The sequence below is a fragment of the Bacillus sp. PK6-16 genome (assembly GCF_056530295.1).
In genome coordinates this window covers 59,349-83,190 of the sequence record NZ_CP096512.1, presented here as the reverse complement: position 1 = coordinate 83,190, position 23,842 = coordinate 59,349, and the positions used below count along the sequence as shown (strand labels likewise).

Sequence of the window (23,842 nt, the reverse complement as noted above, 5' to 3'; positions counted from 1 at the left end):
TACAATTTAAACATGTTTTCTTCTTTACTATGGGCGTTGTTTGGAAATATTAGTGGCCTATCTCTATTATTGATATTGAACCTGTATTTAAAAGGATTTACATATACAATTCTTTCACTTGCAAATTGTATATTACTACTAATATTAATATTCACTTTATTTAACAAAATTTCCGCTTCCTATTTCATTAGTAAAATTCAAAAACCAATAGGAGCAATTCGGTTTTTATTTTATGCTGTATTTTCATGCCTCTTTTTTTTCTTAGGTTACAAGCTAGTAGATATTTTAAAAAAACCATTTTATGTAGTACGTGAACGTATTATTACGTCTAAGATCTTAACGGATGAAGATTATGCAGAGACAGTTACACAAGAATTTTTTGATTCTATTATTAGTCCCTTGCAAGACAGTATGAATAAAACATTATTCGTATTAAAGTCAATTTGTGATTATGTCATTTTTTCACCGTATATGAGTTTCATTTTATTGCTATGTATAGCACTTGTGTTATCTATAAAAAGTAAGCCTTTACTAAATAGGTTTATAGTTTCACTAAAAAATAAAAAAGATTTACTGTATTATTTCTCAAAACTCTATTCATTATTTAATAGAAGAATATTTAAAGATGATATTCTAGAATTTGAAATTAAATTATTGGAAAGAGAAAGGTTTTTAATTTCGCCAAAATTCTTCCAAATGATTTTCTTTACATATGAATCTTTATTTTATATGGGACTTTTTGTGAACTTATTTCAATCTTCACATGATAATGCCTTAGAATATTTACTATTTATGGCATTAGTATTGTTAATTATGTTTAACCATTGTTTTGAATTAAGAACAGAGTACCCTCAATTATTTTTATTAGGTGCAATAAAAGAAAAAATTGTACTATTTCGTTTTTCTGGAACAGGCATATACCCATTATATAGAAGTAAAATTTCACTAATGTATACTTTAATGATTATTCCTACAATATGTTTGTTGATGGTTACTATATATATGATGTTTATAGATATTACATATATCTTCGGGATAATCATAATATGTATTACATTCATATTAGTGCCTATCGTTCAAATGTGGGCTACTACATTTCTAATTAAAACAGACTATATTACTTATATGGATGTAGGATCCACAGAAGAAGAGGAACTTATTAATAAAATTCAAGCTATACCACGAAAAATATTAGTTCTACCATTATTATATTTTTTATATTTTTTATTATTTATGCCGCTTCCAGTACAAGTGATGTTTTACATTTTTTCTACCTATGTAATCTTTTATATTTTAATAAGTGGGGCATTTATATTTGTTTCAAAAAACTATGCTATCAATAACATTAAAAAATTTGACTCTAAATGGTTAAGGTTGTGAAAAAATGAAAGCCAAACTTATAATTTTTCCTTGGAAGTTTTTAATCCTGTTACAATTATTATTATTTTTGAGTGGGTTTATTTACGGATGCTTCTCTGTAAATGATCAAATTATTAATTTACAACCAAAAGAGTTAGATACATCTACAGTTTTTAATAATAATATTTTAGTGCTTTTCAGTATTGTAGTTATAGGGACTTTAACAGGGGGTGTTTATTCCCTCTTTGTTGTAGTTTTTAACGGTGTAATAGTTGGTGAGACTTTATATACTATATTTAAAAGTGCAGGGATGTCCCCTATATTCACTGGATTCTTACCACACGCATTACCCGAATTGCTGTCCATATTTTTAATGTCTTCTATTACTTGTTTACCTATTTATATTCTAATAAAAATAAAAACCGTATCTTTTTCTTGGAAAAAAGTCTATTTAGAAATAGGAAGTGTAATTTTAATCGCATCGCTCTGTTGTGGATTAGCATCTTTAATTGAAGGTTACTATAGTTCATTTTAAAAGGAGAATTTCTATGAAAGAAAACGAAAAGAATTCTAGTTCATTTTTTAATACAAAAAAAAAGGTTGTTGTATTTAATATTGTTTCTTTATTATTTTTTAATACATTATTATCTACAATTATTTACAATTTCAAATCCTTTAATGAATTCAAAGATTGGTTAACTATAATGGTGTTAATATCAGCAATTATAACACCATTTATACTCATACTATGTTTTATTTTTACAATGTTTTGGTCTTTGATAGGTCTAATGAATAAACCGGATCTATCCATAAAAAGAATGTATAGTGTAATATTATCAGGAACTTCAATCTTTTTGATTACACAAGCATTAAACTTTCTAACCATTATAAATTTTGGAGGAGATTTACCTCAGTTTATTTTTGTAGTATTCTCATTACTAAGTGTTGGATTGGTTTGTATAGCGATGTATGTTGGATTTACGAAATTAGTAGGGTTTAGTACAAAATTTTCAAAAATTATTTTATCCATTTTATTTATTATAGTTATCAGTTTAAACATGGTTCAATTATTTGGGGGTATAGGCATTGGCATATAAGATTCAAGTACCGAGATTACAATTTGAAAATAAAATTATATTACAGGAATCCTCTTTAATCATTGAAGATGGAAAATCATACTGCATCACTGGAGCAAATGGTTCTGGTAAAACTACGTTGTTAAATTATATGATGACAGGAACTGAAACGAAAATTTATAAGAATCGAAAAGAAATTGATTTGTTAGAGTTCAAAAGAAATACAGCTTTTATTCCTAACAACCCACCAATTTTTGATTTACTTACAGGATGGGAAAATATTCAATACATATGCTCGTTGTGGAGAATAAAAGATAAAAATAATTACCTACAAGAGGTTAAAATGTACTGTGATTTATTTGAACTTAGTCATGAATCTTTAAATGATCAAGTACATACTTATTCGTTGGGAATGAAATATAAACTCTTTCTTATCTCTATGATTAGTCGTAATATTAATCTTCTATTATTAGATGAACCTTTTACAGCACTTGATAAAAATTCTCAACAAGAAATATATAAAGTTTTAGTTAAATTTCTTGAAAGAGGCAATAGTTTAATATTTGTTACTCATATTGAAGAGTTTAAAAATCAACTAGGTGATTATATCTATGAGATTCGAGATAAAACTCTTTCGAAATTACAATAAAAGGAGCCAGTCTATGAATAAATATTATATAATTGCTATTTTAAGTATTGTACTTTCTGTTGTATTATTTATATTTAATTTCTATCAGACTAAAATAGGAGGAGTAATGTTTGCTTTAAGTATAGGAGCAAGTATTAAATTTTTAGCTGATGGTGTATTAAATGAAAGTAAACATAAAAAGCACAATTGATTTTGGCGTAAACTGAAGAGTAATCAAAAGTTAGTTTAATACATATTGAACTCAACAATATGTATTATTGTATTCGAATTTATTGTTAACTCATGATAAGATAAAAAATGATTATGTATTTCATATTAGATTAGCAAGCAGCTTCTTATCTACCTAAGAAAGACGCTTTAAAGCGTCTTTTTTTATTTTTATCTAGTGTACAGATATTATTTTGAAGAGTGTATATTTTCAATAAAATATACACTCTTCAAATTTGAATTCTATCATTTATAAGTGTTTTTCGTATTCTTTCAATATTTTGTAGAAAGTATTTTTCTTCAGTCCAAGTAACTCCATAAATTGCACACCTGTTATTTCTCTATTTTTCCACTTTGGATAAGTTTCTTCTATTATTTGTAGTTGCTTTGGATTTAATGTTGAAAGGTTAAACTGAGGACGCCCTAAATGCTTTCCTTGAGATTTGGCTACAGCAATTCCTTCCGCTTGTCGCTGATGAATTTTTTTACGTTCTTGATCTGCAACGTAGGATAGCAAAGATAAGAATTGATCTTCCATTAATCTTCCCATATCCCCCATTTCACGAAACTTTCGGCTATCAAACAATGTTTCATTTTCTAAAACAACAATATCAGCTTGTAATTCTCTCGTTATGTATTTCCACTCTGAAATGACTTCATCATAATTTCTCCCCATACGATCCAAAGCATCTATATAAACAATATCACCTGTACTTAATATTTTTCGTAATAATTGATATTGAGGACGATCAAAATGTCGGCCACTTGCTTTATCGACAAAAATACGGCGAGCTTCCACCCCTCGTTCCATCATCTTATGTAATTGACGTTGTTCATTTTGATCTTTTGTACTTACACGTATATATCCATAAATATTTGCCATGTCTTGTATTCTCCTTGCATTTGTTACCACAATTATACCATTTTCGTTTAAAAAGGTGTTAATTAAAAATAAACGTTTATAAAATGAATTGAATCACCTTTATAAACTTGATGTTTCAACGTTTCATAGATATAGTCGATACGTTTATAAAGGTATACCTTTATAAACGGTTAAAAAATCTCAACCTAATAAAGTAATTTTTTTAGACTATCTTTATGTTTTCGCATTCACCAATAATAAGTATTCTGTAGATTTTATCAATACCTAAATACCTCTAAAAAATATATATTTTAGTAAATGATGCTTATTGGAAAAGGGGCTAATGAACATGAAGATAAAAAAGAGGCAATTGGTAGCAACTATATATCCAGGTCAGTTATTTAGTACTGCAACTTTACCCGAAGGCACGAGTTTTTTGAAATGGGAATTAGCAGGTAGCGGTGATTTAGATGATATTCTTTTTGACGTAATGGAAGATAAATTCTGGGACATAGATGACCTTATTTTTAGTGATGTTTTACACGAAAATCGAACTGAAGTAGTACAAAATAAAGAACTCTACATTGATAATGTTCGGAATGCTACATCATTAATTGGAATAAACATATATGCTTTAATTTATGAATAAAGACGCCGCAATATTTCTCAATACCCATTTTTTTCTACAAATTGTATATTTTAGTTAGGTTGCTGTAGTAACCTAACTAAAATATACAATTATTATGAAATGGGGAATGGATATGGAAACAAAAGCGACAGTAGAGATTGCAAGAGTAAGATCAGGTAAAGAGCCACAACCAGGACAGAAAAATCGTTCAAGTGGAAACTTTAGTACTGAGAATCTTCCTGCAGGAACAAAATATTTGAAATGGGAGGTTATAGGAGGCGGAGATCCGGACTTTATTAGCTTTAATGTAATGGAAGATAAGTCCGCTGCAACGGATCCTACTCATTTCTCTGGTGTATTAAGTGGCAATCGGACAAGTGTTATATCAAAAAGATCTCTTTATATTGCTAACCCTAAGAATGCTACCTCTGAATTTACTGTAATCGTATCTGCTATGGTTCAATAAGTAAAATCAAAAAGGAGACTACGAAATATTTTTTTAGTCTCTTTTTTATCGGTTACTTCTTCGCTCTTTCTATTTAACTTATTTAGAAAGAATAAGATTTTTTGATAATTGGGGAAATAAAGTTTCTTATGTCGACGGACAAGTGATCCTAATACATAAAGAATATTCCTGTGATTTTTTCAATATAGGTGTATCTTATAATCAATAAAAAAATTCAAATTTATGTTACACCTGTATGAGGAAAGGTTTTTGATTTAATAGGGAAAAATACTATAGGGAGGAATAAAACATGTCTTTGAAAAAGAAATTAGGTATGGGAGTGGTTTCAGCCGCTCTTGGTTTATCTTTAATTGGTGGGGGGACATATGCGTATTTTAGTGATCAAGTTGTGACGAATAACACATTAGCCGCGGGGACATTAGATCTTGCTATGCAGCCTACCACTTCTCTCAATTTAGATAATTTAAAACCTGGGGATAAAATTTTAAAGAAATTCAATTTAAAAAATAGTGGTACGTTAGATATTAAAGATGTTCTAATGAAAGTAGATTATACCGTGAACGATTTAAAACGAGATAATCAGGAAGATGATTTCGGTAAACATATTAAAGTACAATTTCTTTGGGATTGGGATCCAGCTAAAAGTCCTGTATACGAAACAACTCTTGCAGAATTAAAATCACAAAATCCGGAAGTCACGTCTCATAAAGTATTCCTTGCAAAATGGGCAGAGACGGGTGGATTAAAGGCGGGTAAGATGGATTGGTTCTGGATAAAGTTTATCTTCGAAGATAATAATATGGATCAGAATATGTTCCAGGGAGATAGTATTGCGATGAAAATGGAATTCCAAGCGAATCAAACAGAAGGACAAGAAAGATAATATTGCAAGACCCATATATGGAAAATCTAAGACTTCTAAGACCTAACATTTTAGAAGTCTTACTTTCATATTTCAAATCGGAGTAATATTTATGAAAAAAGAGTAAACTGTAATCATACCAAGTTTTTATCTGTTAAAAAAAATTGGCAGCAGAGCCCAGCACTTTATCTTGGTTCTTATTTTCATTTACCTTAGGCTTTGTCTCATATAGATTGTTTAATACACGATTATACTCATTTCTTGTAATTTCTTTATTATACAACTGAATTAATAAATCTTTATGCTCTTTTGAAAAGGCCATTTTATCAAAAAACTTAGGATACATAGTACCATTCTCTCCGCTTCATGTTGGGTTTTATATAATAAACTAGAAGTAGAAAAACCCATATCTATATAGAATAGGGCTGGGTTTTTCAGTTACTATTTTAGACGTCGTTGTATAGTATAAATATTGGCTGATTATTAAATTATAACATAAAAGTTATACCCTTAGTTATTTTTCTAAGGGGGTCAGGTACCGGCAAATGTGTAAACGTCCTGTCCATGGGCTTTAGAATCGAATCGTGGAAATTGCATGTTTATATACAAGCTGTTGTTTCCCCTCATATTCTATTAAAATAGAAAAAGTATCATATCCTCTTATTATTCCTTTTATATGTAGTCCTTTTAACAGGATTAACGTGATATCCTTCTTCTTTTGAAACGCTTCTTGTAATAAGTGTTCCTGTGAAAAGAGTATGTTCTTACCTCTATCCTTTTGAAATGATTGTAATTTCGTTTCCAATGAGTTCTCCTCCTATTCTTCTCATACAGTCACTTTGTATTGTTCTAGTTCAGCTAACAGTTGTTTTAGACCCTCTGGACTCAACGTCAGCTTTCCACCTACTAGTTTTACATTCCTTGAAGATATTTCTCCTGTGATAGGACACGTACCATGAGGTGTATATTTTTGTAGAACAATCGCATCTTCCTCTACAAAAAATTCTAAAGTATCGCTTGTTTCCACCTGTAAAGTTTTTCTTGTTTCTTTTGGTATTACAATTCGTCCCAAATTATCTACTTTTCGTACAATACCTGTTGCTTTCATAAGCATGCCCTCCTTTTTTACAAATAGAATATTCCACATATCGCGTAATCGTTTACATTATTTTAAAACCATATATACTATAAAAAAGTTTATCTCAATCTGTAGAAATATTCTCCAGGTCTTCTTACGTCCACTGTTGCAAACCTTCTATTCTCTTCATGCTCTCAATCACTTTTTCGTCACTCACTATATAATAAACCTCATTTCCTTTTCGCTCATAGGAAACGACCTTAAACTGTTTTAACTTTATTAACTGCTGTGACATTGTAGATTGTGGAACACGTAGTAACTTCTGTAACTCGGATACATTTAATGGACCTTTCGAAATTAATTCTCGAACGATCATCAAACGCATAGGATGTCCAAGCATCCGCAATATATCTGCAGGTCTCTCGTAATACTTAATATCCATATAGAAAGCTTTTGGCATAATCTCTTCCCCTTTTTGGATGAACGTTTTTTATATCCTAATATCATCTATTTGTTCCGCCAATGTTTTATATATGCAAGGGCTTCATCTAAGTATCTATATTCTTATAACTATATTATTCCTCAAAATTCTCCCTATTTCCTCTTTGTATCTTACATTGCTTCCGATGTATTTTACTAAATAACTCATTTACTTCACTCTGTTTTATATTCTCTGGTATTTCTAATGCGCGTCCAAACGTTTTCCTCCAAGAAATTTTTAATACTTTAATTTGCTTCGTAGAGACCGAATTTTGAAGTTTTTCCTTTTTCTGCTGTTCCTTCAGATGCTCCAATTGCAATAGTCTCTTTTTCATACATAAATAATCCTTTGGAATATCTTCTCGCAGACTTAAATCATATAGTAAACTGTTAAAATAGTTCCGCTGTCTTAAGGTAGACTTTCTTCTCCGCATAGAGTGTTCCATCTGTTGCAATAGCTCTGTTAGCTCAACAGTAGAAAAATCCACTTCTATCCACTTCTGAAAAAAACGTGTTTTTTCTAGATAGACCATTACTTGCTCAACAAACGCATCCGTAATAAAAGATTTATCTTCCTCTACAACAACATAGTCCATATCCTGAAGAAGCGTACGAACAATTCCTCGAATATCAGTGAGAAACCCCTGTTGTAAAGAGCGTTCTAAATCTGTAAATATCATTCTACCAACAATCCTTTCTTACAACCATGTAGTCTAATTAACATAAAAATTTCAGTACCTATTTTTTAGTCTAAAAAACACATAATAAATATATAATAATAAATATAATGTAATAATATCAAAACCGGTATTGATAAAATAGTAAAATGACTATATGTTATTCATATTTATTGTATACTATAAATAATCTGTCATTAAATCCCTTGTATATAAGAAAAGCGAGATAAAAGAGCTCGCTTTTCTTTTTGTTTGCATATAATTTCATGAAAAAACCTCAATACATGTTAAGGAGGGCGAAATAGAAACGCAATTTAGCATAGAGCGATGACAGTTGCATATGTAACTGTTAACTAGGCACATTCTATCATATATATTTTATCTACTTAAATATGAATAATTTTAATTCCTGAAATATTAAACCGCACCTGCAATAAATACTACAACTATACGAAGGGAAATGGGAAGTTGAAAACGAGAGAGCTTCTTACTGTAGAACAAAGGGAATACTTTTATGGAGTTCCTGAGCATATGGACGAGAGAGAAATTCTGCGATATTACACAATATCTGATGAAGAATTACAAATTATAAATAAACAACGCGGTGCTGCCAATCGATTAGGTTTTGCCATACAAATTGCTTACTTACGCTTTCCTGGGAGACCATTATCTGCAAATGAAAAAGTTCCAGATTTTATTGTACATATGATTGCTAAACAATTAAGGATTATTCCTTCAGCTATAGAGAACTATGCACGTGGGCGTGATGCGACTAGGCGAGAACATTTGAGTAAAATCAGAAATACATTAGGATTTCGGACATTTACTTTAAAAGAATATCGAGAGTTAGCACGTTGGCTTCTTCCTATAGCAATGAAAACAGATCAAGGACATCTTTTAGTAGAAGCTCTTATTACAGAAATGAGGAAAAGAAAAATCATTCTACCAGCCATATATGCAGTTGAACATGTAGCATGGGCTGTACGTGAAAGAGCACATAGAAAGATTTTCAAACAATTGACAAGAAACCTTATTCCTTCTCAATGTAAGCAACTAGACAAGTTATTAAGTGTAGGAAAAGGATACAAGTTTTCGTATTTATCATGGCTCCGACAACCTTCAGGTGTTGTTTCTGTTAAAAATTTTCACAAGATTATGGATCGAATAGAGTTTATTCAAAAATTAAATTTACCTTTAGATAACGGCAGAGAAGTGCATCAGAATCGATTGCTACAGATGGCACGTGAAGGATCGCGTTATTCCAATCAACATTTATCCAGGTTTCATGAGCTCAAACGACATGCAACTCTTATGGCCTTTCTCATTCATATATATGCTTTTTTAACAGATCAAGGAATAGAGATGCTTGAGAAACTAATGGGTAGAATGTTTAATCGTGGGGAAAAGAAACATAAGGAACATTTTCAAAAGGACGGAAAAGCGATTAATGAAAAGGTTCGTTTATACGCAAAAGTTGGAAAGGTGTTAATTGAAGCAAAAGAATTAGAACAAGACCCATTTGAATCTTTACAATCTATCATTTCATGGGAACAATTTGTACAATCAGTGGAGCAAGCTGAAGAACTAGCCAGGCCAGCAGAATTTGACTATTTAAATCTGCTAGATAATCATTATGGGCATTTTCGGAAGTTTGCACCTAGATTATTAAGAACGTATGTATTTAAAGCCTCTAAAGCGAGCCATACTTTATTTCAGGCCCTAGAGATGTTGAAAGAAATAAACGAAACAGGAAAAAGAAAAATCCCTGAAACAGCTCCGATGGATTTTTTCAAATCGAAGTGGTTCAAGCATGTGATTAAAGAAAATGGTATTGATCGTCATTACTATGAGTTCGGTATCTTTTCAGAATTATGTAATCATCTTCGTTCTGGAGACATGTGGGTCGTAGGAAGTAGACAATATAAGGATTTTGAGGAATACCTTTTACCTCAAGAAAAATGGCAAGAATTAAAGGAAAAAAAACAAGTTCCACTAACAATCCCAACCAACATAGATCAGTATTTACAGGAACGATTTGAGTTAATGGAAGAGCAACTCTCTAAGGTAAATCATTTGATTCAAAATCAATTATTGCCAGATGTTGAAATCTATGCAGATAAAATACAAATTGCATCTTTAAAGAAAATGATTCCGGATGAGGTCGAAGATCTAACTAGACTTATTTATAGTGTATTACCGCGTATTAAATTAACAGATCTATTGGTAGAAGTAGATAGCTGGACCCATTTTAGCAAACATTTTGTTCATCTTCATACCCAAACTGAGCCAAAGGATAAATCCGTATTATTCGCAGCTATTTTGGCTGATGGAATTAATCTTGGTCTCTCAAAAATGGCAGATGCATGTCCAAATATATCTTATACACAATTAGCTTGGATATCGGATTGGTATATAAGGGATGAAAATTACTCCAAAGCTCTTGGAGCAATCACGGATTTTCAGCATAAATATCCATTCTCTTCTCATTGGGGAGATGGTTCGACTTCATCTTCTGATGGACAATTCTTTAGAGCTGGTGGTCAGTCTAGTCCGTTAGCACAAGTAAATGCAAAGCATGGTAGAGATCCAGGATTAAGTTTTTATACCCATATCTCAGATCAATACGCTCCATTTTATGTACAAGTTATTAGTTCATCAGAAGAAGCGCCACATATTATTGATGGCCTATTGTATCATGAAACAGATTTGGAAATCGAAGAACATTATACGGATGCGGCAGGATTTGTAGATCATGTCTTTGCCATGTGTCATATGTTAGGGTTTCGATTTGCTCCTAGAATTAAAACGTTTAGCAAAAATAAAATTTATACGTTTGAAAAGCCCTTAAATCAACCGCATCTAGAGTTTATGATTGGTGGAACAATTCATACAAGGAAAATAAGAGAAAATTGGGATGATTTATTACGATTAACTAGCTCTGTTCGTAATGGAACAGTCACAGCTTCTCTTATTCTTAAAAAGCTTGCAGCCTATCCAAGGCAAAATAGCTTATCCGTAACGTTGCGTGAGATAGGTAGGATTGAAAGAACTTTATATACATTAGAATGGTTGCAGAGTCCTGAGCTTAGAAGACGTGTTCAGGTTGGTTTAAATAAAGGTGAAGCAAAACACGCACTTGCTCGAGCTGTATTTTTCAATCGATTAGGAGAAATTCGTGATCGGTCTTATGAGGACCAATTACATAGAGCAAGTGGTTTGCAACTTCTTATTTTAGCAATCGTATTATGGAATACGGTATATATATCACGTGCAGTAGATGCATTACGTGCAAAAGGCGTGGACATTCCAGAAGAATATTTACAACATATATCTCCACTTGGATGGGAACATATTACGTTGACAGGTGATTATGTTTGGAATTTAAACCAAAAAGCAAGCTTCAATAGCCTAAGACCATTACGAGAGAAAAACTCTATAAAAAAATGATAAATTGAATAACCGATTCCTTAACGTACAGGGAATCGGTTAATTTGTGTCCAAATTGTGTCTAAACGTACAATTTTCTTTTTTTGATATGGTGACCCCTTATACTACATTAATTGAATTATTGTAATAGATGCAGAAATATTCGTTCCTAAAGCAGGATAACCAAAATCTTGTGGTTGTGTCAATTGAAAAACATTTGAGCCAAGTATAGTTCTTAAGCGTAATGTTGATCCTGAGTTAAGTGTCATTATTATCGGTATATTCTGATTATTTCCGTTGAATCCAACTATTGAATTTTGTGGCAATATAGTACCATTTACTTCTAAACCGTAGTATGGAATTCCATTTGATCCCATTACGTTTGGAGTTATTTCATATGTTCCAGTATTTTGTACAGTTAATGTGTCGGTACCATTAAAAGTTATATTTAATAAAGGCCCTGTTATATTAAAAGGAATAAGACTGCCAGGATTTATCTGTCTAGTAGCTGCTGCTGTACCCGTTGGATAAACTTGACTTATATAGGCAAATGACCCTGGAGCCACCCCAGCAGATCCAGTAATTCCAGTAGGTCCGGTTGGACCTGTTATCCCGACTCCGGTTACTCCCGTTACTCCCGTTGCTCCCGTTACTCCCGTTGCTCCCGTTACTCCCGTTACTCCCGTTACTCCCGTTGCTCCCGTTACTCCCGTTGCTCCTGTTGCTCCTGTCCCTGGAGGACCTTGTGGACCTGTTGGGCCAGGAATCCCTTGAGGTCCTTGAACACCTTGCACTCCTTGGGGGCCTACTGGTCCATCATTACCTTGCGGACCTACTGGTCCTTGAATGCCTGCCGGACCTTGTGGACCTGCTGCTCCCGTTGGCCCAGTAGACCCTGTCGCTCCACTGCCTGTCCCTCCGGTTCCAGGAGGTCCCTGGGGTCCTGTTGCTCCGGTCGGTCCTGTTGCCCCCATTCCAGTTCCTCCTGTCATTCCAGAAATAATACCTGAAATCGTGCTTAATTTTGAATCCAAAAGTATTTCTTTTTTCATTGCCATACCAAGTGTATCTTGAACACTTCTATTAATATTCAGAACATCTTGCAACGAAGCTCCAGGCCCTGTTACTCCCGATAAAGTTCCTAATGCAAATTGAATTTTTTCTCCCTCTGCATTTATTATATGCGCTAATCCTAGCTCTTCAAATGCAATTGAAGACAATAAAAGATTTAATGCATCATCACGCGTTAACGTGATATTCGGCGTTATATTTGGTAAATTAGGCTGTGACACTATCTCACATCTCCTTTATATCTATTAGATAACTTATAATACTTAGCCATAATACCCTCCTATCCATATTTTCTTACCTTACACTAAATATCATAAATCTCACTACCATCTTACGATGATCAATATGATAATGCTTGGACATTTTTCTAATTATTCTAAATATAATAAAGATAGTTTACAAAGTACCTCTTCTATCCATTCACTATTTTATTAACTGAATGAACAAAACTATTTTTATATCAACTAGCATATTGATAGATTCTTACTTCTTTGTAATCATTTTAAAATCTACAGTTATCCGCCATACTTTTATGCTAACAAACTAAAAAAATACCCTTTTAATATTAAAAGGGTATTTTTTTAATGAAAGGATCTTGGTTTGTCACAACCACTATTAATACATACTAAAGCATTCACCTTGGCTTGGACATCCCTTAAAAAGAGCTATATAATTTATCTGGAAAATCATACTACTACCAGAGAAAACCCTTCCCTTGCTCCTCGCCAAGATGCGTTTTGCTTCCCTAATTTTCTTTACCCCTCCCCCCAAACACCCATTGACCTCCACCAACATTGTACCAGCCCTTTTCAATGCCCCAAGATTGATATCGTTACCCACGGTACACCTTCTTCACAATTTCATAATTTGTCCCTGGTCCCGTATGAATGCGTAATACATCCGCTGTAATAGTAACGACACCTATCCCCTTGTTAAATAATTGTACAGATGGAGCCGTATGACCACCACCGTTATATGCGTTTTGCATCCTTTCTATAAAAGAATTCCAACGCCCTTCCGCTAACATACGATGCGGGCAATACTTTCCACTCAACGATTGGTGTGTGCGAACTTTACTTATCGGAATGTTGTATTGTTTCATGAGCCCAGCTATAACAATGGCTGCATTATTTTCTGCTTTATAATATCTATCCCCGCCGCTTAAAGAATAACAGATTTCCACACTAATCGACTTTCTGTTACCTGAACCATTCCCATCTCCACAAGCCCATGCATTCCGTTCTAAAGGCAAGCCTTGTACAGCTTCTTTATCGTCTACTGCAATGTGGAATGACACCTCATTATTATTTCGGTATCATATAAGCAATTTCATTCTCAGCTGGTGCGTCATTATACGTGTAGGGTAGGAACCCAGCGCCTTATTACCTTACGGTAATAGGTTTCCGAACCCACCTCCAAACCGTACGTACTACTCTCATGGTATACGGCTTTCTACTTGTTAATCTAGTTTTCCATTGTGTAAATTATTATGACATTCTAAACAGAGAACCATTATCTTTCTCTTTCTAGCAATCTGCCACTAATGCAACAGCCCCAATACTTACACCTGCTGTAACGGCTATACTGGATAAGGTGACAAATACTAGGACTAGAGCCATGCAAGCTCCAATTAATATTCCTAATGCAACAGTAATTTGCATATTATTTGATTGGAAAAGATATCGAACTAAAAAAATACGTGACTATTTAGGACATGAATCTTACAGGTCAAACATATGATTTTCAACAACCTAGAAAAGAGCCAAAAGCGCTAAGTGAATAAGAACCAAAAACAGTCTATTCTTCCAAGAAACCTTCTCGTGCTAACCTGGTTAGAATATCATCTTCCTTGGTTCTGTTACAAAGTTTGAAAATACACAAACTCATTTACAAAATATAGTTATAGTTTAAACGATTTTGAATAACTCCTGTAATTTTTTGTACGTCGAAAAAGAGTATTCTGGAATGTAACTTCTCCTTTGTTTATAAATAGCATGAATCGCCTTGATTCCTTTCAAAGTGTGTGAACTTTGCAACAGAAGCCATACATATAATAAAAAAGAACAGGTTGATATACGGGATCAGCCTGTCCAAAATCAAAAACAATTCATTTATCAATTATTTAGTTTAAAAGCTTAAAAAAGGCTTCTGGTAGAAATCCTCATTATTTTTTGAACTGTTCCTTTATTTACACCAGAACTACCTATCCCGTACATCAAAGTTCTCATCCCCTATACTTATCGGTTCCAAAATAAAACACTCTGCTTCTTTACGTATTTGTGGGTTCAGAAGGCCAAGCTCAGGCTCTCCTTCGTAAAAAATATTTTTAATATCACTATCTGAATAATATTTAACCGTCTCTACTCGCGAGTTAAACGTCGTATTTCTATCATTTTTTTTCGTTTCCCCAGCTATAAAAAAACGATTATAATCAACATTCCCACCTTTGAATGCTATTTTCACATAAGAAGAATTTTTTGCATTTAAAAATTTAAAGCGATAGGGGCCTGGGTTGGCACTATCATACGGCTTACTTACTAAATAGTGAATAGTATTCAATAACGAAGAACTTCCTTGCAGTTTGGCATACTTATTTTCAGCATGTACATATTCTTTCTTTTCGTCATTCCATATGTGTTGCTGGAAAAAATATGTTTTTTCAGTATCTATCTCCTTGCCTTCTGTCCAACTATCATCATAAAATTTCCATGCATATATTGGTTTTTTGGGCTGATCCCCCTGTTCACCACAAAAACCATACCGATCATCTTCAACTTGTTTTTCACTGAGACACGTTGGGCTAGTTAACCAGTAACTAGAACGATTCCGATGTGAAATTCCATATAACACACCCGTTTTCATTTCATTATTTTTATAGTCATATACTTTAGCCGTACCTAGTAAATTGTTAGCATCTGCATGTACGACAATTAAATTTAAACTACACATTACGATTATACTAGTAATCACATATATACTTACTTTCTGTAATATTTTCATTATGATTTCCCTCTCCAATTAAGTCAGCTATTACTCATAATAAAATAACTAACTCATAATAATATATTTCTACTACGGCAACGTTTTTGCTTCTTCGATTCATTTATTAAAAATTGGGTGTGGTGGGACAAAGTGATTCTTATATGAGTTTCGTTTAATACATTAACACAAGCAAATATGGCTTTCTTCAATTAAAGCAATCCGGTTAATTCAGGCCCATAAAACCAATGTAAAAAGCTCTATCGGAACTTAATATGGCTCTTAAGTCATCTGGTGTAAAGCGCTATCCTATATGTTTTTTGCAGTACTTTATAATACTAAAGCCGTTGCACCAGCAATAATGGCAGAAGCACAAGATGTACTATTAAAAGTTGTAACCGTATCTACGTTTTTGCTCCAACCATAATTGCTCCTAAACATTTAAAATAATCACTATTATGATTTAAGGATGGTTTTCCATTATTATCTTTAAATTAATCTAAGAGCCTGTCTAAAATCTTTTCAATAAAATCTCCCACACTCACCAATAAGCAACTCTGTCTACTATTTTCAAGCACATGTTCGTTCAACAACCCGGCGTTTTGGTAAAACGGCAAACTTGTGAAGCTCAGAGCGTTTGATGGCTTCAACAGAACCAGAATAATCAAGAGTTGCTTTCATTACTTGTGCAAATGGTTTGCCGGTGTATGCACCATCAAAAAGCATATTTTTCACGTACTCCAATACTTCCGCATGTATTTGACACATTTGGATGGCACTCAAGTGATCCGTTATAACCACCGTTGTCAATGTTATAAATAAAATTATCGGTATATACAGAAATATATCTTTCAATATCTGAAACCTGCTTTTCGGCATCGTAGCCTCTTTCTTTAGCTGTCCATTTATTATTCATTCATGGATTCCTTTTTAGCCTTATTTAGATACCTATAGGTACAATTACTGGATAACCATGAAATACTCATCAAATGATGTTTTTCTATCAATGGTGTTAAACACTATTGACAGACACTTAAACATTATAAGCCTTTCATATCATATAAATCCCTCCCATCCCTATATAGAATTTCATATAAAATGTATTAAAAATCATTAAAAAAGGTTCTTGCGAAACGCAAACAAGGAAGGAAGTTCGATTTTTTGCACAGCAACATAGGTTCTGACCCATAATGAAAAAAGTATTGCACCTATTTGTATATTTTGGCATCATAGTTAAAAATAGTTCATATATTGAATATTCACAAACTTCGTTTTTATTTATATACCGCATGAATGGTTCACATATACTGCAAGGCGTGGGAGCATGACAAATATTTTGAAATTCAATGGATTTAGAAAACCATCTATTCCATACCTAGAATTCTATATTCAACTATTTAACGCTGTGATGTCCTTCTTTTCGGGGGATGGGCAACTAACTTGAAAACAATATTTTATCTTCTACCACAACGAGTTTTACTACTATTAGAAACTTTATACTAATTGGCACCAATAACAAATTAACTCCGTTAAAAATCTAATATCATTGAATGGATATATAATTATAATTGAAGAGCAACCTATAGGTCGCATATACATATCAAAAAGGAAAGCACTTATTTAGATTACTTCGCTATCCTCTCTTTTTCGAGAGATAAGTACAGTTCTCTATGTATAGCATCATGTTATTTATATATAATATATTTTTAACAGGCACTTGCGATTAGGGATATTTTGAATTCCCTTTTGATTTGAGATATAATAAGAAAAAGAGTCGAATCTCCTTTAGGTCTTTGTTTGTTACAAAAAACCAATTCTACCTTACAAGAATTGGTTTTTTGTAATTTATTCACTATAAATCATGCAACAAGTTTGCGTTTTGCTATCCTTTATCAAAATCATTTTATACTATACTCTTACAGAGAACGTAACAGTGACAAATCTCTTCTATGTGTAATATCTTGTCACTGATCTTTTCTCTTGTGTCCTCTTCTTGCATCGTAAAAGAAAGAGCCAAAAGCCCAGCCATTGGGGATTTTGGCTCTTTTACTTTCTTAGTCGTTTATTATGAATTTTCTTTCAAAATAAGTTCAACTTCTTCTATACTTAATTTACTTGCTTTTGCAATCGTTTCAATTGGTACACCAAATTCATTCATACCTTTAATCATTTGAATTTTGCCTTGCTGAACCCCTTCTTGGATGCCTTCTTGAATACCTTCTTTTTTCCCTTCATTACGAGCATGAGCAAACTTTGCGGCTTCATCCATCAACGTTTTCTCCCTTGCTTCATATGCTTGTCGGAAAGAAGAATCTTGACTCATACGTTCCCATTTATCCATTGCTTTTTGTAAAATAGGGTCTTGGTTCATCGCAATATCCTCCAATGTTTGGGTTAAGTGCTCATCTTCATTCGCTGGTAGTAGTAATAACCAACGCACAAAGGAATCTTCCCAGGGATTTACTTGTTCATTACGCCACTGTTGCATGAGTTTTGGAATCTCTACAATATGAATTTCTATGTCATCACTTAATACCTTCTGTTGTTGTTGATTCCATAGAGTTCCTGTTGTATGGAATGCCTCGTATTCAGAAAACATAACGAAATTCAACAAATTAATCGTAATTGTTTTATGGAGAGAACTATATGGCATTCCTTTTTGAAGTTGGGATGTGTAGAGCCTTCCCCAATAATATAAACTCCTCTTAATCATATCATGATTATTATTTAGCTGTATTTCCACATTTACCTTGGCTCCTGTATCTAATGTTGCGGAAATATCTAAAATCGATAATTTATCCTCTTCATGCTCTCGATGCAAATGTGGATCCTCTAATTGTAAGGAAACAATAGGCGATTCTAAAGAACCCTGTAACATAGCATTTAAAAACGCAACGAGGATATCTTCATTTCCACTTGTGCCAAATAATTGTTTGAAAGCAAAATCAATGCGTAAATTAACTAATTGTTGATTGGACATGTTTTTTTCTCTCCCCATCACATAAGGTGTTTTTCTTTCATTGTACATAAAAGAGAGATACACATGCAAACAAGCTCTTACATAGATATACATAAGGGCCTGTTTATAGCGTTTGCTTCACAGAACGAACAATTCTTAATTGTAAAAAGCTTGAATTTATTATACAAAATAATACAATTAATTCAACAAATCTCTTGGCTATTCTCCTGATTTATCAAAATATAAATTTTTTTAATAATTCAAACCCAAAAACCATACCAATTAATGGATGGTGAATATAAGGGATACTAGACTATCTATGAAATACATAATATCTCAATTTTTTATATTATAAAAAAATACGAATGGGAGAATGATAGTATGTTAAAAAGGAAAATAGGTAAATTAGGTGCAGGAGCGCTAGACGTTGTGATTATTATGTAAACAATTTAAAGGAACTAAAAAATTAAATTGTAGAGTCTGTTTATTCACTGGTTATTTTATCTCGAATTATCTGTATAAATTCCCTAAGATTTTTGCTTTGAATATTTTTGATGCCCACTCTTTCGTTTTTATTCCAAAAAAGTATACTGGGTACACCAAATAAATTCTTTTTTTCCTTCAGTTTTGATATATCTTCATAAAAATATTCATTAACCCATGCATCACCAACTAAATCAGGACCGTAAAAAAATAATCTTCTATTTGTAGCAATTAACTCTTCAATAGGATGGATGGCCTGTGCATCTTTTAGAAACTTTTAAAAAAGAAATCAATTATTTTGCACATCAATTTCAACTGCAAAAGAAGAAATTGTTGCTGTTATTAGCATCGCCGCTAATACAACTGTTACTGGAATATTTTTTTGAACCTTTGGTTGTTTTTTTTAAATTATAAACCACCTAATTTCCTGAAAATTAAAAACTATATCCTTGTAATATTATTAATCCCCAGAATATTAGTATCAAAAATCACATGTATTAAACGTACTTTTTAAGTTAATATGTATTGTTAAATATTATTAAAGGTAAACCTATAAACATTTTTCTAATTCAGAACAATACAGAATTCCCTAGAAAATTACAGGTAACTTACCATAATGCATCTAAACATACAATTTTCTTTTTTATATGGTGGCACCCTCTATCAAATCGATGATGTTTCCATTTGAATAAATTATTCTATTCCATATCGGTTACATTTTTTAGAGATATAGTATAAGTGCGTCCAAGATTTAGAGGTTACATCTTATATTCGTTCTGTTAAATGGGAGGATTTTATTAACAATGTCGAGGGAAATATTCAGTCAGCATACGATATAAAAGATAATATAGACAACTATGAAGTACATAAAAAAGTTTTATAAGAATACCTCTTTTTAATTTTATCGAACCTTTTCCCAAAATACTAAGCCTGTATCTAAGGTGACTAGCTTTCTCTAGATACAGGCTATTATTGCGTATTAGAAATAATATATAATCATGTATTAAAATTAGATATTTAGTATCAAATTTTAATACGAATCCCCTTTTCTTTTGCTGTAAAATACGTATTTATAATACAATTTTTATCAAACCTTTTTCAGTGAAACATTAAAAACAAATACTATTTCATTGTAATTCAGTAAAGATAGCTCCTATTTGATAGTGTTCTTTAATTTAGCTAATTCAAATAGAATAGCAAAGCGGTAATCAAATACAGGATATAACTTTTCCTTTGTGTGTACATTATACCAATATGCTCCATCGGAAAATATATGAAGAAAAGCTTTACTTATGTCTACTTTTTTAGACAATATTTCCCCTTTCATATGCCCTATTCCAGCTACGATAGAATGGTTTCCGCTTTCAATATGGCAAACATCTATAGGAGTAGAGTATGTAGATTCATGATTATATGAATCGAAGATAAAATCTCTTTTATATATTTCCTTCACAGCATCTTTCATACGTTTTCGATTCCATGGTATTGGTATTACACATTCATCTTGAAGGTTTATATTTATGGATTCTTTATTCGATGGATCATGAATTTTCAACTCCTCACCATTCTCATTGTAATAGGACATCGGAAAAAACATTCGACGATTATAATCTTTAAAATGTTCCTCTCTATAAAAAATAGTAGCTATTACACTGGCTTTAAAATCTTTTCGGATAACATCCATTATATAGCTTAATATTATGTTTTTTGTGATAAATCAGTTTCTTTTTCTAACCAAATATGAGCAATTTCCATCGTGTACAAGAATCGCTGCTCTGAAGTCGGTTCGAGGTTGGGACTATTTTTTTCTTTACATAGGATATTTTTAAACAAAACATGCCTACGCTCTCCTTGTAACAATTTATTTGTAAAAAAACCGGTGATAATTTACATCTTTCAATAAGACGATTCTAAGTGAGTTTTAATCAACTTTTATTCTAAAACTATAATTATTACACACAATTTTTTACCCCAACTCCATTGTTAGCAAAATTACTAACAATGTTCACTTTAAAATGATTATGTAAACTTACAAAATCATTTTATTAAATTTAGAAAGTGGCATTGTTTGAATATTCATCTGCTCTGCCTTTTCTAAAAGTACATAGTCGCCTTCATCGGCATAAACAATTAAATCCACCTTGTATCCATTTGCACCTTTGTTTATTCCCCTAACTTCCATATCATTCAGAAGAATTTGTTCTACTTGAGATTGAATTCTAGCTGGCATACATGCAATATTAACAGTTGTATCTTTAAACTCTGGCAACTTCTGAAATGATGTATTTGAACTTTCAATAAAACTCTTTTGAACTGGAATTTGATTTCTTTCAATTGAAACGGTATTTAAGTTAATTTCTTCCGAGACAGCATCCAGAAACCAGACATCTGTCCGAATTTCAATATCTAATTCCCGTGCTTTCTCCAATTTACTTCCAGGATTTTCACCACAAATCAAAAAATCTGTTTTTGACGATACACTTCCAGTTACCTTTGCCCTGCACTTCCATGCAATTTCCTTCATAAGTGCTCTGGGAAATGGGCTGGCACCTGTGAAAACAATTGTTTTCCCTTCAAAAATAGTGCTTACTCCTTCTATTTTTGCAATAGATTCAACAAAATGATTTAACTGTTTCGGTTTCACTTTATATAGAGGTATCCAAGTCGTAGGATTTGCTCTTTTAATAACTTCAAAAAGCGCTTTTACATCATCTAAAGCAATATGATTCAGTGGTTGATCTAATTCATAAAACGATACTAAGTATCCCAAAGAATAAGAAAATAAATTAGGATTTGCATATTTAATAGCTCTTATTGAATCATAACATTCATACTCAGCGTCTAACCACCCATAATAAACCATAAATTTCCTGTCAAAAGATACGTTATGCGCAACAATTGGATAATTATATTGATCCAATACACTAATAAAGGATTCTTTTTTCGTTAAATCTTCAGAAATATCCAAGTATCCTTTCCCCATACCCAAATGTATAGAAGATAAATCCTCAATTTCAGCTAGATGCACTTCCTTAACAATTTTACTATTCTCCACAACAAGTAAGGCAACTTCCAAAATTCCTGAATCTACATCAAATCCCCCTGTTTCAATATCAACTAAAATCATATTTTCCATGATTTAATCCCCCTTACTCAAAAATTTATACTTGCTCCAAATTCTTCTTTTAAGAAATTTGTAATCAATTCTTTACTTTCAAAAACTCGTGACATTTTTTCACTTAAAAAGTGATAATGCTTACTATATACACTTTTTCTAATAGTAAATGTCATGGAAGTGCTTTTCCCATCTTGGTTATCGTGTTTAATTAAACTTTTATACACTGGGATATATTGATATTTCCCTATTTCTTTTCCATCCTTCACAACAATAATTAAAGCGCTATTTTTAATGTTATGAAAATTCATTTCATGAATATCATACATCCCCTTAAAGCTCCAATTTTTTTTATTATTATTTAGAAAAGACATTAACATCTTTTCACTTTTAAAACCTGTTACATGAACTCTATCTCCATCAAGATTTAAAATACCACTTTCCAATTCATTAATTCTTTCCTGTAACATTACAGTTCCCCCTTACTTTCTCATTAGCAAAAACAATATTTATATTTAACTATTCTTTATTGTACAACTCTCCACATAATTTTTGAATTTGATTCTTTAATTTTGTATTTTCTTCTACTTCCTTAATTCTCATTTTTACAGTTTAAATTAATACTTCTTCAGATCAGGAACCTTTTTGGGTCACTTTAAAAACATTTGCTTCTTTAGCTACAATATTAAAATTTATAACCCTCCCTTCAAGTGATAATTTAGAGATTGCTTTGTCTACACTCTCTCTAGTTTGAGTAACCTTAAGCTTGGCCAAACACACAATTTTCTCGGTATTCCGCACTTTCTTCCCCATATTAATCACTTAATCCTTTAAGCTACCTATTATTTGCTCTAAGTGTACTTTGTTTTAATCGTGATCCATCTTTTCCAGGAAATAGATATTCACTATTAGAACAATCTTTTGAAACTTTATTTTCTTAAACCTTAATTAATAAAACCACTTCTTTTGAAATAGGAACAACATGCTCCTTTTTCATTTTCCATTGATAGTACTTTAAAAAATAATCTCCTTCTTTGTCCTCTAATAAACAATCCTTTTTTAAAATGCATAATTCACTTACTCTCCTCTCACATTCTTGAATAATTATTGTCATCGTTGCTTTGTAAGGCGGAAGTATTAGAAGAACTACAACCGCTTTGTTCTGATGTGAATTACTATAGATCACTTATTTTATTTTATGATATTCGATTAAAAACGGGAAAACTGTTAGATACGCTAAAATCCAATGAACTCGAAAATAACAAATATGGTTTTATTGATTCATCAAAAAATCACATTAAGTCATTATTAGTAGAGTTATATTTTTCTATAGATGATTGGGAAGGTGCTTTTACGTTATTTGATGAACTTCAATCAACAAAAGGGGCTAGAAATAAATTTTTACGTACAGTCAAAATCCAAAAAGAAGATATAATACTATAAAAATTAAGATGGTCTCTGTCAA

At 32.1% G+C, this 23,842-nt stretch carries 25 protein-coding genes and 5 pseudogenes; 10 read left to right on the top strand and 20 right to left on the bottom strand.

The features are described 5' to 3' along the window. Positions 1-12: 12 nt before the first annotated feature. Genes M1D66_RS27690 through M1D66_RS27670 form a run of 5 tightly spaced genes read left to right on the top strand, consistent with a single transcriptional unit; the run spans position 13 to position 3,274 of the window. On the top strand, positions 13-1,380 hold the full coding sequence (locus M1D66_RS27690) for a hypothetical protein (RefSeq protein ID WP_479832015.1): 1,368 nt from the start codon (positions 13-15) through the stop codon (positions 1,378-1,380). Positions 1,381-1,384: 4 nt separating this feature from the next. Further along, the gene (locus M1D66_RS27685) at positions 1,385-1,894 is read left to right on the top strand and encodes a stage II sporulation protein M (RefSeq protein ID WP_431076254.1); all 510 of its coding nucleotides are present in this window, start codon (positions 1,385-1,387) and stop codon (positions 1,892-1,894) included. Between the two features lie 13 nt (positions 1,895-1,907). Continuing rightward, positions 1,908-2,456, top strand: a complete 549-nt coding sequence (locus M1D66_RS27680) for a hypothetical protein (RefSeq protein ID WP_479832014.1) — start codon at positions 1,908-1,910, stop codon at positions 2,454-2,456. Further along, the gene (locus M1D66_RS27675) at positions 2,446-3,084 is read left to right on the top strand and encodes an ATP-binding cassette domain-containing protein (protein WP_431076256.1); all 639 of its coding nucleotides are present in this window, start codon (positions 2,446-2,448) and stop codon (positions 3,082-3,084) included. The genes M1D66_RS27680 and M1D66_RS27675 overlap by 11 nt, the downstream gene beginning before the upstream one ends. 13 nt (positions 3,085-3,097) lie before the next feature. Next, entirely contained in the window at positions 3,098-3,274 is a 177-nt protein-coding gene (locus M1D66_RS27670) for a hypothetical protein (protein ID WP_327918768.1), read from the top strand. A 267-nt stretch (positions 3,275-3,541) separates the two neighbouring features. Here the strand turns inward: M1D66_RS27670 and M1D66_RS27665 are convergent, their stop codons facing one another. Then, entirely contained in the window at positions 3,542-4,174 is a 633-nt protein-coding gene (locus M1D66_RS27665) for a recombinase family protein (RefSeq protein ID WP_431076257.1), read from the bottom strand. 328 nt (positions 4,175-4,502) lie between these two features. On the opposite strand from M1D66_RS27665, the gene M1D66_RS27660 reads away from it, so the two are divergent. The 3 genes from M1D66_RS27660 (at position 4,503) to M1D66_RS27650 (ending at position 6,130) form a co-directional block, all read left to right on the top strand. Further along, the gene (locus M1D66_RS27660; RefSeq protein WP_479832013.1) at positions 4,503-4,802 is read left to right on the top strand and encodes a hypothetical protein; all 300 of its coding nucleotides are present in this window, start codon (positions 4,503-4,505) and stop codon (positions 4,800-4,802) included. Positions 4,803-4,914: 112 nt separating this feature from the next. Next, complete coding sequence (locus M1D66_RS27655) at positions 4,915-5,247, top strand: hypothetical protein (protein ID WP_000448097.1); 333 nt, start codon at positions 4,915-4,917, stop codon at positions 5,245-5,247. A 289-nt stretch (positions 5,248-5,536) separates the two neighbouring features. Beyond that, positions 5,537-6,130 (top strand): TasA family protein, encoded by a 594-nt coding sequence (locus M1D66_RS27650; RefSeq protein WP_000053744.1) that lies wholly within the window; start codon positions 5,537-5,539, stop codon positions 6,128-6,130. 133 nt (positions 6,131-6,263) lie between these two features. On the opposite strand, the gene M1D66_RS27645 is transcribed toward M1D66_RS27650, so the two are convergent. The 5 genes from M1D66_RS27645 to M1D66_RS27625 form a co-directional block, all read right to left on the bottom strand. After that, on the bottom strand, positions 6,264-6,455 hold the full coding sequence (locus M1D66_RS27645; protein WP_427280659.1) for a hypothetical protein: 192 nt from the start codon (positions 6,453-6,455) through the stop codon (positions 6,264-6,266). A 225-nt stretch (positions 6,456-6,680) separates the two neighbouring features. Next, entirely contained in the window at positions 6,681-6,914 is a 234-nt protein-coding gene (gene hfq, locus M1D66_RS27640) for an RNA chaperone Hfq (protein ID WP_000448532.1), read from the bottom strand. Positions 6,915-6,935: 21 nt separating this feature from the next. After that, on the bottom strand, positions 6,936-7,217 hold the full coding sequence (locus tag M1D66_RS27635) for an AbrB/MazE/SpoVT family DNA-binding domain-containing protein (protein ID WP_479832012.1): 282 nt from the start codon (positions 7,215-7,217) through the stop codon (positions 6,936-6,938). A 124-nt stretch (positions 7,218-7,341) separates the two neighbouring features. After that, positions 7,342-7,647, bottom strand: a complete 306-nt coding sequence (locus M1D66_RS27630) for an ArsR/SmtB family transcription factor (RefSeq protein WP_479832011.1) — start codon at positions 7,645-7,647, stop codon at positions 7,342-7,344. A gap of 115 nt (positions 7,648-7,762) precedes the next feature. Continuing rightward, the gene (locus tag M1D66_RS27625; protein ID WP_479832010.1) at positions 7,763-8,347 is read right to left on the bottom strand and encodes a hypothetical protein; all 585 of its coding nucleotides are present in this window, start codon (positions 8,345-8,347) and stop codon (positions 7,763-7,765) included. 465 nt (positions 8,348-8,812) lie between these two features. Here M1D66_RS27625 and M1D66_RS27620 point away from each other — a divergent pair, with 465 nt between their 5' ends. Continuing rightward, positions 8,813-11,791: a Tn3 family transposase gene (locus tag M1D66_RS27620; protein ID WP_479832009.1), complete on the top strand. Its 2,979-nt coding sequence runs from the start codon at positions 8,813-8,815 to the stop codon at positions 11,789-11,791. A 104-nt stretch (positions 11,792-11,895) separates the two neighbouring features. Here the strand turns inward: M1D66_RS27620 and M1D66_RS27615 are convergent, their stop codons facing one another. The 14 genes and pseudogenes from M1D66_RS27615 to M1D66_RS27550 all read right to left on the bottom strand — a co-directional run. Continuing rightward, entirely contained in the window at positions 11,896-13,062 is a 1,167-nt protein-coding gene (locus tag M1D66_RS27615; protein ID WP_479832008.1) for an alpha-helical endospore appendage domain-containing protein, read from the bottom strand. Between the two features lie 524 nt (positions 13,063-13,586). After that, positions 13,587-14,199 (bottom strand): annotated as a pseudogene (locus M1D66_RS27610) (N-acetylmuramoyl-L-alanine amidase); the annotation flags it as partial. Between the two features lie 549 nt (positions 14,200-14,748). Further along, a pseudogene (locus tag M1D66_RS27605) lies at positions 14,749-14,880 on the bottom strand (IS6 family transposase); the annotation flags it as partial. A gap of 160 nt (positions 14,881-15,040) precedes the next feature. Further along, positions 15,041-15,841, bottom strand: a complete 801-nt coding sequence (locus tag M1D66_RS27600) for a hypothetical protein (protein ID WP_479832007.1) — start codon at positions 15,839-15,841, stop codon at positions 15,041-15,043. Between the two features lie 549 nt (positions 15,842-16,390). Continuing rightward, positions 16,391-16,555, bottom strand: a complete 165-nt coding sequence (locus M1D66_RS27595) for a hypothetical protein (protein WP_479832006.1) — start codon at positions 16,553-16,555, stop codon at positions 16,391-16,393. After that, a complete protein-coding gene (locus tag M1D66_RS27590) occupies positions 16,536-16,736 on the bottom strand; it encodes a hypothetical protein (protein ID WP_479832005.1) in 201 nt (66 codons plus the stop codon). The genes M1D66_RS27595 and M1D66_RS27590 overlap by 20 nt, the downstream gene beginning before the upstream one ends. Before the next feature lie 1,149 nt (positions 16,737-17,885). Then, complete coding sequence (locus M1D66_RS27585; protein ID WP_437263896.1) at positions 17,886-18,800, bottom strand: Rpn family recombination-promoting nuclease/putative transposase; 915 nt, start codon at positions 18,798-18,800, stop codon at positions 17,886-17,888. Between the two features lie 463 nt (positions 18,801-19,263). Next, positions 19,264-19,494, bottom strand: coding sequence for a PH domain-containing protein (locus M1D66_RS27580; protein WP_479832036.1), 231 nt, complete (start codon positions 19,492-19,494; stop codon positions 19,264-19,266). 921 nt (positions 19,495-20,415) lie between these two features. Then, on the bottom strand, positions 20,416-20,961 hold the full coding sequence (locus M1D66_RS27575; protein WP_479832035.1) for a DUF6710 family protein: 546 nt from the start codon (positions 20,959-20,961) through the stop codon (positions 20,416-20,418). A 330-nt stretch (positions 20,962-21,291) separates the two neighbouring features. After that, positions 21,292-22,398, bottom strand: coding sequence for a 3'-5' exonuclease (locus tag M1D66_RS27570; protein ID WP_479832004.1), 1,107 nt, complete (start codon positions 22,396-22,398; stop codon positions 21,292-21,294). A gap of 17 nt (positions 22,399-22,415) precedes the next feature. Further along, positions 22,416-22,847, bottom strand: coding sequence for a hypothetical protein (locus M1D66_RS27565; RefSeq protein ID WP_479832003.1), 432 nt, complete (start codon positions 22,845-22,847; stop codon positions 22,416-22,418). A 49-nt stretch (positions 22,848-22,896) separates the two neighbouring features. Beyond that, a pseudogene (locus M1D66_RS27560) lies at positions 22,897-23,022 on the bottom strand (DUF6262 family protein); the annotation flags it as partial. Positions 23,023-23,037: 15 nt separating this feature from the next. Beyond that, positions 23,038-23,190, bottom strand: a pseudogene (locus M1D66_RS27555) (DUF6262 family protein); the annotation flags it as partial. Positions 23,191-23,227: 37 nt separating this feature from the next. Then, positions 23,228-23,551, bottom strand: a pseudogene (locus M1D66_RS27550) (tyrosine-type recombinase/integrase); the annotation flags it as partial. Here M1D66_RS27550 and M1D66_RS27545 point away from each other — a divergent pair. Continuing rightward, the gene (locus M1D66_RS27545) at positions 23,485-23,820 is read left to right on the top strand and encodes a hypothetical protein (RefSeq protein WP_479832040.1); all 336 of its coding nucleotides are present in this window, start codon (positions 23,485-23,487) and stop codon (positions 23,818-23,820) included. The pseudogene M1D66_RS27550 and the gene M1D66_RS27545 sit on opposite strands and share 67 nt — an antisense overlap. Positions 23,821-23,842 lie beyond the last annotated feature (22 nt).

Bases quoted from the DNA above. Each gene is read 5' to 3' on its own strand.
- M1D66_RS27665 (WP_431076257.1), bottom strand. From the start codon at position 4,174: ATGGCAAATATTTATGGATATATACGTGTAAGTACAAAAGATCAAAAT.
- M1D66_RS27685 (WP_431076254.1), top strand. From the start codon at position 1,385: ATGAAAGCCAAACTTATAATTTTTCCTTGGAAGTTTTTAATCCTGTTA.
- M1D66_RS27585 (WP_437263896.1), bottom strand. From the start codon at position 18,800: ATGTCCAATCAACAATTAGTTAATTTACGCATTGATTTTGCTTTCAAA.
- M1D66_RS27660 (WP_479832013.1), top strand. From the start codon at position 4,503: ATGAAGATAAAAAAGAGGCAATTGGTAGCAACTATATATCCAGGTCAG.
- M1D66_RS27655 (WP_000448097.1), top strand. From the start codon at position 4,915: ATGGAAACAAAAGCGACAGTAGAGATTGCAAGAGTAAGATCAGGTAAA.
- M1D66_RS27625 (WP_479832010.1), bottom strand. From the start codon at position 8,347: ATGATATTTACAGATTTAGAACGCTCTTTACAACAGGGGTTTCTCACT.
- M1D66_RS27565 (WP_479832003.1), bottom strand. From the start codon at position 22,847: ATGTTACAGGAAAGAATTAATGAATTGGAAAGTGGTATTTTAAATCTT.
- M1D66_RS27650 (WP_000053744.1), top strand. From the start codon at position 5,537: ATGTCTTTGAAAAAGAAATTAGGTATGGGAGTGGTTTCAGCCGCTCTT.
- M1D66_RS27630 (WP_479832011.1), bottom strand. From the start codon at position 7,647: ATGCCAAAAGCTTTCTATATGGATATTAAGTATTACGAGAGACCTGCA.
- M1D66_RS27670 (WP_327918768.1), top strand. From the start codon at position 3,098: ATGAATAAATATTATATAATTGCTATTTTAAGTATTGTACTTTCTGTT.
- M1D66_RS27635 (WP_479832012.1), bottom strand. From the start codon at position 7,217: ATGAAAGCAACAGGTATTGTACGAAAAGTAGATAATTTGGGACGAATT.
- M1D66_RS27690 (WP_479832015.1), top strand. From the start codon at position 13: ATGTTTTCTTCTTTACTATGGGCGTTGTTTGGAAATATTAGTGGCCTA.
- M1D66_RS27645 (WP_427280659.1), bottom strand. From the start codon at position 6,455: ATGTATCCTAAGTTTTTTGATAAAATGGCCTTTTCAAAAGAGCATAAA.
- M1D66_RS27590 (WP_479832005.1), bottom strand. From the start codon at position 16,736: ATGAATAATAAATGGACAGCTAAAGAAAGAGGCTACGATGCCGAAAAG.
- M1D66_RS27570 (WP_479832004.1), bottom strand. From the start codon at position 22,398: ATGGAAAATATGATTTTAGTTGATATTGAAACAGGGGGATTTGATGTA.
- M1D66_RS27680 (WP_479832014.1), top strand. From the start codon at position 1,908: ATGAAAGAAAACGAAAAGAATTCTAGTTCATTTTTTAATACAAAAAAA.
- M1D66_RS27600 (WP_479832007.1), bottom strand. From the start codon at position 15,841: ATGAAAATATTACAGAAAGTAAGTATATATGTGATTACTAGTATAATC.